The sequence below is a fragment of the Rothia sp. HMSC058E10 genome (assembly GCF_001809415.1).
GTDB classification, from domain to species: domain Bacteria; phylum Actinomycetota; class Actinomycetes; order Actinomycetales; family Micrococcaceae; genus Rothia; species Rothia dentocariosa.
This window is the reverse complement of sequence record NZ_KV797619.1, coordinates 88,275-100,632: the sequence shown is the minus strand read 5'-3', so window position 1 is coordinate 100,632 and position 12,358 is coordinate 88,275. Positions and strand designations below refer to the sequence as shown.

Sequence of the window (12,358 nt, the reverse complement as noted above, 5' to 3'; positions counted from 1 at the left end):
AAGTATACTAGCATAATAATTTTTATACTTACACCACATCTAGCCCATCACAACGGACCTGCACCGCTCCGACACGCTTTAGCGCTGAGAGTGCCGCACGCACGGAGCGCAGCTCGTGGGTGACCTGCGGTGCTTGAGCGTAGGTGAAGAAGAGAATGGCGCGCCAGTCGCCGGGCACCGCTTCCTCAGCCGCCGACGGTGAAGGCTCAGATATATCGCCCTCTCCCCCGCTCTCGACACCGGCAGATTGATGTGTAAAGTAATCTTCATCCAGCGGCACGGGTCCGGTTACCCGAACGTCTTCCGGCAGGTTCAGCTTCGCCAGGAATGCCTGAACATCGTCCTCGGTACCCGTAATGGCCGATGTGCGTACCGCCGGGGGCAAACCGATCTGCGACCGCTCATCCAGCTCATACAGGGCAAACCATGTGGGGTCCCACCGAACCAACGCCTGCTCCACCTGCGATGGCGAGGCAGTCGTCACTACAATCCCGCCCTGAGCCGCAGAACGCACGAGCGCGGCCGCATTAAACCAGCGCCGCAACGCGGCCTCCGGGGCACGCAAAGAATCAAAACGCAGCATAGAATCGGCATCCAAAAGCAACGCCGCCGCATAACCGCCAAACGCCACCGGCTCAGCCCCCGGGGTCGCCACCACCAGCACAGATTCGGCACCCACCGAAGCGCGCACATGGTCCCCCGCTGAAGAAATTACCGGGACACCCGGGAAGGCGCGCCCCAGCTCCTCCGCGGTACGCAAAGCCCCCACGGTGCCCGAACGCCACTGATCGTACCCACATTCGGCGCACCGCCACTGCTGCGCTAAACGCCCGCACCACGAACAACTCGGCACCGAAGCACCCGCCGCTAGTGAGAGTGGCCCCCGGCACGTATTACAGCGCGCGGGCATGCGGCACCGCTGGCACGAAAACGACGGAACATAGCCGCTGCGCGCAACCTGCACCAGCACTGGGCCGTGCTGCAGAGCCTCACGCGCACGCTCAAACGCCAACCGAGGAATACGCGCCACAGCCGCCAACGGGTCACGCGCCAACTGGTAGTCGTTGCCCGTCGAAAAAATGCGCGGCGAAAACTCGTGCACCGTCGCCCGAGGTGCCCGCACATGCGAAGCCCACCGGGTGCGTACCAATCGTGCCGATTCGCTGCTCATTGCGTACCCAGCGAACAGGACCGCCGCATCCGTTGCTTGGGCGCGCAATAACAGCACATCGCGCGCATGACAATAGGGCGAACGGCGCTCCACGAGCGAAGGATCACCGTCATCCCAGCACACCACCAGCCCCAAGTTGGCAACAGGTGCGTAGGCTGCTGCACGAGTGCCGATCACAATAGGCACCAACCCCAGGCGCGCCTTCAGATAGGCGTGATACCGACTATGCGGTTTATCACTCGAACTCAACCGAACATAAGCACCCGCCGGCACCCGACGTTTCAGCGCGGACTCAAGCCTGTCGAGAGTCTTCTGATCGGGAGCCACCGCCAAGGCACCACGGCCATTCGCAGCCGCCGTTACCACGGCAATAGCCAGTAGCTCAGCCCAATCAAACTCAGGATGCGCGGGCAGCACATTCATGACCGCACGCGCCGGGGACCCAGCCGCTAGATCCTCTAAAAACTCAGCGCCATTCTCATAATCGCTAAAGGCACGGGAGTCCTCCGCCGAAACCTGGGTGGCAAGAGGGTGAATCTGGTAGGGCGCGAAACCGCCCAAGAGGAAACCACGAATATCGTCGGTCAAAGAGGGCGAACCACTGGTCGGTAATTCCTCGGAAACTTCCTCCTGCGGCTCGTGGTCGGTATCTAAGCCATCTTCGGCGACCGATTCAGAAACGCTATCTTCCGCCTTATCGGCGGTTTCATCAGATCCTTGCGGCAGTCCCGTGAGCTCAGAGAACGTAGGCAAAAACTGCGCGTACTGTTTATCAAGAGATGCCACGCGCGGCGTCACCGCAAGCCGCAAAACATTCGCCACGGTTGAGGCGTACCGATCGGCAAGCGCCTCTGCAAGATCAAAAATCTCGGCAGAAACCGCAGGGATCCGAGACAGAACCGATAAAAGCGGCTGCAGACCCTTAGCAACATCGGTCGTTTCGGCGCGCTCCGCAATAAAACCCGTAACCCGCTGCGAACCGAACCGCACACGCACACGAGCGCCGGGAACCGCATCTTCGCTCAGCTCAGCGGGAACCTGGTAGTCAAAGGTACGGTCAAGATGCGGCAGCGTATTATCCAACCGAACCCGAGCCACCGGGTACGGCACCCCGCTCTGAGCAAGCCGCTGATGCACATCAACAGGCTCAGACTCGGGAGGAATCAGGGCATCGCGAAGAGCAGGAAATCCCTGCAACAGATCAGGCTGTTGCAGGGATTCCTGCTGAGCGGGCTCAGATTCTGATACGTTCATCGACGAAGTATCGGTAGGACTCTGAGCATCCACTTTACTGGGCTGCATACCCGCAGGTCCACGCATTAGGATGCTGAAACCGCCGAACGCAGAGCCTCAACACGGTCCAAGCGCTCCCACGTAAACTCGGGTTCATTGCGGCCGAAGTGACCGTGAGCCGCGGTCTTTTTATAGACGGGTCGGCGCAAATCAAGGTCATTGATAATCGCTAACGGGCGCAGGTCAAAGACCTCACGCACAGCCTTTTCAATCTTGAGAGGATCAACCTTTTCGGTTCCGAAAGTCTCGACGTACAGGCCCACAGGTGCCGCCTGCCCAATAGCGTAAGCGACCTGAACCTCGGCACGGTCGGCAAGACCAGCGCCCACAATATTCTTGGCGACCCAACGCATAGCGTATGCCGCAGAACGATCGACCTTCGAGGGATCCTTGCCCGAGAACGCGCCGCCGCCGTGACGAGCCGAACCGCCATAGGTATCAACAATAATCTTGCGACCGGTCAAACCGGCATCGCCTACGGGACCGCCCTGCACAAAACGACCGGCAGGGTTCACAATAAACTTCGTGTTCGAGCTATCAAACTCGGCGGCATCCAGCACCGGAGTAATCACGTGTTTGATAATATCCGCACGCAAATCCGCTAAATCGTAATCGGCGGTGTGCTGGCTAGAAACCACCACGGTATCAACCGAAACAGGCTTATTATCGGCGTCATACCCCAAAGTGACCTGAGTTTTGCCGTCCGGGCGCAGGTTCACCAGCGTACCGTTTTTACGAACATTCGTCAGACGTTCCGAGAGACGATGCGCCAGCCAAATCGGTGCGGGCATCAATACGTTCGTCTCGTTCGAAGCGTACCCGAACATAATGCCCTGGTCGCCCGCACCCTGGCGGTCATAATCATCAACTGCGATACCGCTGCGAGCCTCTAAAGACTCATACACACCAGCATTAATATCGGGTGACTGCTCACCAATCGATACCGATACGCCGCAGAATTCACCATCGAAACCGCGGGTCGATGAATCGTAGCCAATACCTAGAATAGTTTCACGAACGATCGATGGAATCTCAACATAGCTTGAGGTTGTCACCTCGCCAGCAACATGAACCTGTCCGGTTGTTACCATTGTTTCGACAGCAACGTTCGCGGTGGAATCCTGCGCGATAATGCCGTCAAGAATCGCATCAGAAATCTGGTCACAAATTTTATCGGGATGCCCTTCAGTCACCGACTCGCTGGTGAAAAGGCGTAGATGGTTATTACTCACGGTTTCTACTCTACTAGGTTTGGGGCACGCGGGATACAGTACCCAAGGATGTGAACTCGTGTATCAATTATGACAGAACGTTACACGGGTTCGGAGGGAGGCAGCCATAAACTCAATCGGCTGCACCTTAGGCGTATTTATGTTTTCTTCAGGGCTTTACATACTGTGCAAGAGTGCGCAATATCTGATCGGAAACGACTTGTTTAGAGCCTGAAAAAACAGGTTCCTGATCTGTGAACGAAGAGAGCAACGTAATCGTATTCTCATCGGTTCCGAAACCCTGATTTACGCCCACCGTGTTGAGAGCCAGAAAATCGCAGCCCTTACGCGCCAGCTTCTCGCGCCCAAGCTCAAGCGGGGTTCGCTCAGCTGACCCAGTCTCTGCGGCAAAACCCACAATCAAGTGCGCACCGGCACCTGTCTTCTGTCGAAGCTCCACGACTTCACGCAGAATATCCGGGTTGCGTACCAGCTGAATCGTGGGAGCGTCCGAAGAATCTGCGGTCTTCTTAATCTTGTACTCGGCGTATTCGGCAGGCCGAAAATCTGCAACCGCTGCAGACATAATAAGCATATCGGCGTTGTTCTGAGCTTCCAGCACGGCATCGCGTAGTTCACGGGCGCTCACCACTCGGGTTACCTGTACGCCCTTGGGCGCGGGGACTTCAAGATTAGCACCAATTAGATGTACCGATGCTCCCAGATCACGCGCAGCCTGGGCTAAAGTTACACCCTGTTTACCTGTTGAGCGGTTACCCAAAAAACGCACCGGATCCAAGGCCTCACGGGTGCCTCCCGCCGTAATCACGATGCGTTTCCCCGCCAAAATTCCAGGCTCAGGCTCAATACCTAATGCAAATGAGCTGCTAGGCTCTTCCGCCGAGCCAGCATTTACCAGGCGCGTGGGCGTATACCCCGGAATCTGCGAAGGATGCTGCTCCCCCTTCGAGAACTCGGCAATTACGCGCTGTGCCGCCTCAAAAATATCTTCCGGCTCCGGCATGCGGCCCACACCCGAATCGGGACCCGTTAGACGCCCAACCGCCGGTTCAATTACGTGATACCCAAGTTCGCGCAAAGCCTGCACATTCGTTTGCGTTGCCGGATGTTCCCACATCTGAGTGTGCATAGCGGGAGCCATAATCACCGGTGCATGGGTAGTCAGCACTGTAGCAGAAAGCAAATCATCGCATCGTCCCGCCGCCAACCGCGACATCAGATCGGCGGTTGCCGGTGCTATAACAATCGCATCCGCAAGCTCGGCCTGGCGAACATGGTTAACCTCAGGCACACGCTCAAAAACGCTCGTGGAAACCGGGTTACCGCTCAGGGCCTCGAAGGTAGCTTTACCCACAAACTCCAGGGCAGCTTCGGTGGGCATGGCAATAACTTCATGCCCATCTTTTGCGAAAAGACGAAGGAGCATTACCGCTTTATATGCGGCAATGCCCCCTCCAATACCAACGATAATGCGCATGGTATTTACAAACGTTCCTTACTCAGCGGAGTCGTCAATAACAACCTCTTCAAGAGCAATAACCTCTTCGGTACCGGCAGGAATGTACTCCTCCTCGATAGCACCGAAATCGGCGTCGCCCAGACCCAAGGATGTGAATTCCTCAGGAACCAGGTAACCATCTTCGTTGAAGTGCCCATCCGGCACGTGATCGGCAACAATCTGATCTGCCATAATTTCACGCATTGCAACCGAAAGAGCCTTGTCATTAGCCTCAGACTCAACCAGAGGACCAACGTGGTCGCCCGCGCTCTCCTGCAGATTCGCGTAATAAGCGTTAATCTGGCGAGCACGACGAGCACCGAAAATCACCAGCCCGTACTTAGACTCAGCCTTCTGAATCAGCGCATCCGCGCTGGGGTTCACAATCCCCTCGGGAGCTACGCCATCAACGAAGTTGTAGTCTTCGTGCTCTTTGATTTCGTTTACCACAGAAACTCCAATATGTTGTCTTTGTACACTGCTGACATTCATGTACACGAACTCAGCCAAAACTAAAGCAATATTCTACCGCTAAACTCGGTAAAAATCACGTAACCTAACGAGAAAGCACAGTAATACCCGGCACGCCGTCAAAATACGTACCCTATGCTTCAGCAGATTCAGCACCCACGATGTGCGCAATCTCCTGCGCCGCGCGCTCTACCGAATCATTGATCACGGTTACGTCGAACTCGCTTTCAGCCTCAAGCTCGATTTTGGCGGTCTCAAGACGCCGCTGCTGTTCCTGCTCTGATTCAGTACCGCGCCCCACCAGTCGAGACACAAGCTCATCCCAGCTGGGCGGTGCCAAGAAAATCAGCTGTGCCTCCGGCATAGACTCCCGAATCTGCCGAGCCCCTTGAAGATCAATCTCAAGGATTACTGGGCGACCAGCATTTAGAGCTTCCTGAACCTTAGCACGCGGAGTACCGTATTTATTCTTACCGTGCACTACCGCATACTCAAGCATCTGTCCGTCAGCGATCATCTGATCGAATTCCTCATGCGAGACAAAATAGTAGTGCACCCCCTCTTCTTCGCCGGGACGAGGGTCACGAGTAGTTGCCGAAACGGAAAACCAGACGTTCGGATAGTGCTCACGAATATACTGGCAGACGGTTCCCTTACCCACGGCAGTGGGACCAGCCAGAACGGTAAGTCTAGGTTGAGCAGTCATCGGGTTCTTCCTACGGTGTGATGTAATAATGCTATTTTATTCGGCGGCAAGAACTATCGACCACTACGGCGGCGTGTATGCCGAACATTGCGGTTAAAATACTCCACCATTTTACGGCGTTGATGCACACCAAGACCGCCCAAACGGCGGGTCGGCGCGATTTGCAACTCTTCCATAATTTTCTCGGCACGCACAGCACCAATTCCCGGAAGGGCACGGAGCATTTGATCAACAGGCATCTTTGCAAGAGCTTGGTCATCATCGACCAGATCGAGTACCTGACGTACCGACAGCTCACGGGTAGAAAGTGCCTGCTTAACTTCCTGGCGGCGAGTACGGGCAAGCAACGCCTTTTCACGTGCTGATGCACGCACCTCATCGGTTAGCGGCGTAATCGGCATGGGGTCTCCCATCAAGCGATATATGTATATAAATCAGCGTTCTTACGTTTTCTAACTTAGCATGTTGCACTGTAAAACGATGAACCGAGGTTCGTAACGTAAAGCCTTTCAGGCTCAACATAGTGCAATGGCGCACAGAGCAGATAAACTCTGTACGCCAACGCCACCACGCGATCACAACACGTTACGATGTACCACGTGCACGCACTAAATCGTCACGTGCACTCTGCGCCGCCCGCGCCAGGTCAGCCAGTTGCGGACCTGCAGAGAGCACGCCACGGCTGGAATTCACCAAAACCTGAGATTCAACACCTGCAAAAATTCGGTATAGGTCCTCAGCGCTAGCCCCCTGGGCACCATATCCCGGCGAAAGAATGGGACCGTTGAAAGTGCTCAGGTCTATCGCCAATTCCTTGAGGGCCTCCCCCACGGTGGCACCCACAACTAGACCGCATGAACCCATGCGTTCCCAAGTTTGCGCAGTGTTCTCTGCAGTGGCTGCGGCAATAACCTGCTTCGCTACCGCGCCGGTATCTTCTGCTTTGCCCACATGTTGCACACTCTTACCCTCAGGGTTTGAGGTCAGCGCTAGCACGAAAGTTCCACGCTGGTTCGCAGTTGCCGCATCCAGCGCTGGGCGAAGCGATTCGAACCCCAAGTACGGGCTTAACGTGACCGAATCTGTACCGAGTGGTGAAGAGGTACCGAGCCAGGCATCCGCATAGGCTTTCATAGTCGAGCCAATATCACCGCGTTTTGCATCCGCCACGATTAGAACCCGGTCTTCGGTGGCGCGAGCAAAGAGCTCTTCCAACACGGCAAGACCTGCGGAACCGTGGCGCTCAAACAGGGCAACCTGGGGTTTGAGCGCTGCGGCGTAGGGGGCGCATCCTTCGTAGACATTCATCGCAAAAGTACGCAGAGATTCGGCAGAATCTTCCAAACCCCAAGCCTGCAGCAGGCTCGGATGCGGATCAATACCCACACACAACGGACCATATTCGTCCATCGCAGCCGCAAGACGATCGCCGAAGGGGATCACGAAAGTTCCCCCTCACGCACCTGTTCGCCCTTGTCCTGCCCCTGCTCGCGGGTACTGGCGGTTCGCAAGAACTCACCATGCTCTTGCAGATTTATGATCTCCCAGCTACGCTCGCGCAGCGCGGTAATAGCTTGAACAGCAGCCGCGAACTCCGAAATCGTGGTCATCACAGGGCAACCAACACTGACCGCGGCCGCACGGATTTCGTAGCCATCGCTACGAGCAGCACCACCGGCAGGTGTATTCAAAATCAGATCAATTTCGCCATTGCGCACCATATCAACGATCGAATGCTGACCGTTTGCTTCCGCAAACTTGGAGGCAACCGTGGAATTCACACCATTGCGACGAAGCACATCTGCAGTGCCGCCGGTGGAGACAATCTCGAAGCCCAGCTGTTCAAGCATCTTGGCATAGATAATCACATTGCGCTTATCATGGTTAGCCACCGAAACGAAGACCTTGCCCTCGGTCGGTAGCGGTGACCCAGCACCTGCCTGGGCTTTCGCAAAGGCAGTGTCGTAGAGGGTATCAAGACCCATGACTTCACCGGTCGAGCGCATTTCAGGACTAAGTAGGGAATCAACCACCACACCCTCAGGAGTGCGGAAGCGGCTAAACGGGAGAACCGCTGCCTTAACTGCAATTGCAGTATTCTGCGGCAGGGATGCACCATCCATGTTCTTAGGCAAGTATCCCTCTGCCTTCAGTTCAGCAATGGTCTTCCCCAAACCAATCATCACGGCCGCCTTAGCCAGCTGCACTCCGGTTGCCTTCGAGACAAACGGTACGGTGCGAGACGCGCGTGGGTTCGCCTCAATCACGAACAGATTCTCGGAGACGTAAGCAAATTGAATATTAATCAGGCCCCGCACTCCGGTACCACGCGCAATAGCCTCGGTTGCTTCTTTAACCTTGGCGATCACATCGGGACCCAAGGTAATTGGCGGCAAGGTGCAGGAGGAATCACCTGAGTGAATGCCGGCTTCCTCAATATGTTCCATGACACCGCCCAGGTAGAGCTCGGTGCCGTCAAAGAGCGCATCCACATCAATCTCAATAGCGTCTTCCAGGAACTTATCGATGAGTGCTGGCTGAGAGGGAGAAACCTCGGTCGCATTTTCAAGGTAGCGTGCAAGATTTGCTTCGTCATAGACGATCTCCATACCGCGCCCGCCCAGCACATAGGAGGGACGAACCAACACCGGGTACCCAATCTCATCAGCAACGCGTTTGGCACCCTCGAAGGTATATGCGGTACCATTCTTCGGCGAAATCAGACCACCTTCCTCCAGCACGCGCGCAAACTCGCCGCGATCCTCAGCAAGGTCAATAGCTTCGGGAGTAGTGCCCAAAATCGGGACCCCAGCATCTTTGAGGGCTTTCGCGAGCTTTAGCGGAGTCTGTCCGCCCAACTGCACGAAAACGCCCAACAAGCCGCCCGTGCGGCGCTCTGATTCAACAATTTCGAGCACGTCTTCCAACGTCAGCGGCTCAAAATACAGACGAGTCGAAATATCGTAGTCAGTCGAAACGGTCTCCGGGTTACAGTTCACCATAACCGTCTCGTACCCCAGCGAACGCAGCACCAGCGAAGCGTGTACACAGGAATAATCGAACTCGATACCCTGGCCGATGCGGTTCGGCCCCGAACCTAAAATCATGATGGAGGGAGTCTCATGGTGAGCGACCTCGTCCTCAGAATCATAACTAGAGTAGTGATAGGGGGTAAACGCCTCGAACTCAGCGGCACAAGTATCAACAGTCTTGAATACGGGGCGAATACCTAGGGCATGACGCACACCGCGCACAACGTCCTCAGAAGATCCGATAATCTCTGCGATTTGCGGGTCAGAGAAACCGTGGCGTTTCGCCAGCTGCAGGATTTCAGGGGTCAAGTTATCGCGATTTTCCCGCACAATCCCGGCGACTTCATTCAGTAGCACCAGCTGATCTAAGAACCATGGATCAATCTTGGTGGCTTCAAAAACCTGCGCGATAGATGCCCCCGCCAAAAGTGCCTGCTGCACCTGGTAGATACGCTGCGTGGTGGGTACTTTGGTCTTCTCGATAAGCGCGTCAAGTTCTTCGGCATTCAGTTGCTGCTTCGTGAACGAGAAAGAAGCACCTTTCTGCTCTAGAGAGCGCATAGCCTTCTGGAGTGCTTCGGTGAAGTTACGGCCCAGTGCCATTGCTTCACCCACCGATTTCATGGTGGTTGTGAGAGTCGGATCAGCGGCCGGGAACTTCTCAAATGCAAAACGCGGTACCTTGACGACCACATAGTCGAGGGTCGGTTCAAAGGATGCGGGCGTCTTCTGAGTAATGTCGTTCGGAATCTCATCCAGGGTGTACCCCAGCGAAAGTTTGGTCGCAATTTTAGCGATCGGGAACCCGGTTGCTTTAGACGCAAGCGCTGAAGAGCGTGAAACGCGTGGGTTCATTTCGATAACAATGATGCGCCCGGTCTTAGGGTCTACAGCAAACTGAATATTGCATCCGCCGGTATCAACCCCAACTTCGCGGATCACGTTGATAGCGATATCGCGAAGTTTTTGGTACTCACGGTCGGTGAGGGTGAGGGCAGGCGCCACCGTGATGGAGTCACCGGTGTGCACGCCGACCGGGTCGAAGTTTTCAATCGAGCAGACGACCACGACGTTGTCATTTTTGTCGCGCATCATTTCGAGTTCGTATTCTTTCCAACCAAGAATAGATTCTTCGAGCAGAACCTCGGAGGTAGGCGAATACTGGATACCTGCGCCGGCAATGCGGTAAAGATCTTCTTCGTTGTAGGCCATGCCGGAGCCAAGTCCGCCCATGGTGAAGGAAGGACGCACGACCATGGGGTAACCGAGCTCTTTGGCCGCTTCAAGAGCTTCCGGCATGGAGTGCACAATGATCGAACGTGCCGATTCGCCGCCCGCGCGCTCTACCACGCCTTTGAACGCTTCACGATCTTCGCCCAGGTTTATGGCTTCGATATTTGCGCCAATGAGTTCAACATCGTATTCGCGCAGAGTTCCCTGCTTATCGAGAGCAATAGCAGCGTTGAGTGCAGTCTGTCCGCCCAAGGTAGGAAGAATGGCGTCTGGACGTTCTTTTTCGATAATCTTAGCGATGACTTCGGGGGTAATCGGCTCAATATAGGTGGCATCTGCAAACTCCGGGTCGGTCATAATGGTCGCCGGATTGGAGTTTACGAGGACAACGCGCACACCTTCTTCTTTGAGCACGCGTAGAGCCTGAGTGCCGGAGTAATCGAATTCGGCTGCCTGACCGATGACGATCGGACCTGAGCCGATGACAAGGACGCTGTTAAGGTCGGTACGACGTGGCATTTAGGCTTCCTTTGCAGTCTTCTTGGTGGAGGTCATGAGGTCAATAAAACGGTCGAAAAGGTATGCGGAGTCGTGCGGACCTGCGGCTGCCTCCGGGTGGTATTGAACCGAGAACGCGGGAATATCTTTGCAGGTTAGCCCCTCGACCACGTTATCATTCAGCCCCACATGGGAAACCATGACCTTGCCGAATTCGGAGTTGGGGGCGGTTACGTATTCACCGATAGGCGCATCGACGGCGAACCCGTGATTTTGGGCGGTTATTTCAACTTTGCCGGTGGTTTTATCCATGACGGGCTGGTTGATACCGCGGTGTCCAAAGGGCAGCTTGTAGGTCCCGAACCCGAGCGCACGACCGAGAAGCTGATTGCCAAAGCAGATACCGAAGAACGGGGTGCCCTGGCGCAATACACCCTGCAGGAGTTCAACCTGTTCGTCAGCAGTCGCCGGGTCGCCGGGACCATTGGAGAAAAATACGCCGTCTGGGCGAAGCGCATTTACGGTCTCAAGGGCTGTGTTTGCGGGCAGTACATGTACACGCACGCCGCGTTCCGCAAAACGCTGCGGGGTCATAGATTTGATGCCAAGATCGAGTGCGGCAATGGTGGCAACCGGCGGAGCGAACCAGCCGTATTGGTGAGGTTCAACCGTGTAGGCTTCCGTCACGGAAACGGTATCGGCAAGTTTACGGCCCGCCATCGGCTCGGAGGCGCGCACCGCTTCCAAAAGTTCGGCTTCGGGGCGATTGGCGTGACGTCCCGAAAAAATGCCTGCACGCATTGAACCGCTGGAGCGTAGGCGGCGAGTCAGCGCACGAGTATCAATGCCTTGAATGCCCACGATACTTTGGGTCCTGAGTTCGTCATCCAGGGTACGTTCTGCACGCCAGTTGGAGGCAACACGTGCGGCATCTCGTACCACGTACCCGGCAACCCAAATTTTGCGGGATTCTGCATCTACCTTGTTCACACCGGTGTTACCGATATGAGGCGCGGTCTGCACCACGATTTGCCCAGCGTAGGATGGGTCAGTCAGCGTTTCTTGGTAGCCGGTCATGCCGGTGGAAAATACTGCTTCGCCTAAGGATGCGCCAATTGCTCCATACCCGTAGCCTCGGTAGATGGTGCCGTCCTCAAGAACAAGTAACGCGCGGTCCGTGCCCAAAGCACCGGAACGTGTCATCTCAGTCATGCTCTTACTTTC

The 12,358-nt window shown here is 55.6% G+C and carries 9 protein-coding genes; all 9 read right to left on the bottom strand.

The genetic code is table 11. From position 1 onward, the window contains the following. Positions 1 to 28: 28 nt before the first annotated feature. Positions 29 to 2,473, bottom strand: coding sequence for a primosomal protein N' (locus tag HMPREF2609_RS03395; protein WP_246825555.1), 2,445 nt, complete (start codon positions 2,471 to 2,473; stop codon positions 29 to 31). 17 nt (positions 2,474 to 2,490) lie between these two features. Then, the gene (gene metK / locus HMPREF2609_RS03390) at positions 2,491 to 3,696 is read right to left on the bottom strand and encodes a methionine adenosyltransferase (protein ID WP_048754032.1); all 1,206 of its coding nucleotides are present in this window, start codon (positions 3,694 to 3,696) and stop codon (positions 2,491 to 2,493) included. Positions 3,697 to 3,844: 148 nt separating this feature from the next. Continuing rightward, the gene (locus HMPREF2609_RS03385) at positions 3,845 to 5,173 is read right to left on the bottom strand and encodes a bifunctional phosphopantothenoylcysteine decarboxylase/phosphopantothenate synthase (protein ID WP_070535049.1); all 1,329 of its coding nucleotides are present in this window, start codon (positions 5,171 to 5,173) and stop codon (positions 3,845 to 3,847) included. Positions 5,174 to 5,191: 18 nt separating this feature from the next. Then, entirely contained in the window at positions 5,192 to 5,644 is a 453-nt protein-coding gene (rpoZ, locus tag HMPREF2609_RS03380; protein WP_048754030.1) for a DNA-directed RNA polymerase subunit omega, read from the bottom strand. 154 nt (positions 5,645 to 5,798) lie between these two features. Then, positions 5,799 to 6,371, bottom strand: coding sequence for a guanylate kinase (gmk, locus tag HMPREF2609_RS03375; RefSeq protein WP_070535047.1), 573 nt, complete (start codon positions 6,369 to 6,371; stop codon positions 5,799 to 5,801). Between the two features lie 53 nt (positions 6,372 to 6,424). After that, a complete protein-coding gene (gene mihF / locus HMPREF2609_RS03370) occupies positions 6,425 to 6,772 on the bottom strand; it encodes an integration host factor, actinobacterial type (protein ID WP_037230933.1) in 348 nt (115 codons plus the stop codon). A 184-nt stretch (positions 6,773 to 6,956) separates the two neighbouring features. Next, positions 6,957 to 7,814 carry an orotidine-5'-phosphate decarboxylase gene (pyrF, locus tag HMPREF2609_RS03365; protein ID WP_048754028.1) on the bottom strand — a complete coding sequence of 286 codons (858 nt, stop codon included), beginning with the start codon at positions 7,812 to 7,814 and terminating at the stop codon, positions 6,957 to 6,959. Continuing rightward, entirely contained in the window at positions 7,811 to 11,155 is a 3,345-nt protein-coding gene (gene carB, locus HMPREF2609_RS03360; protein WP_048754027.1) for a carbamoyl-phosphate synthase large subunit, read from the bottom strand. Before carB ends, pyrF begins: the two co-directional genes overlap by 4 nt. Then, a complete protein-coding gene (gene carA, locus HMPREF2609_RS03355) occupies positions 11,156 to 12,346 on the bottom strand; it encodes a glutamine-hydrolyzing carbamoyl-phosphate synthase small subunit (RefSeq protein ID WP_048754026.1) in 1,191 nt (396 codons plus the stop codon). Positions 12,347 to 12,358 lie beyond the last annotated feature (12 nt).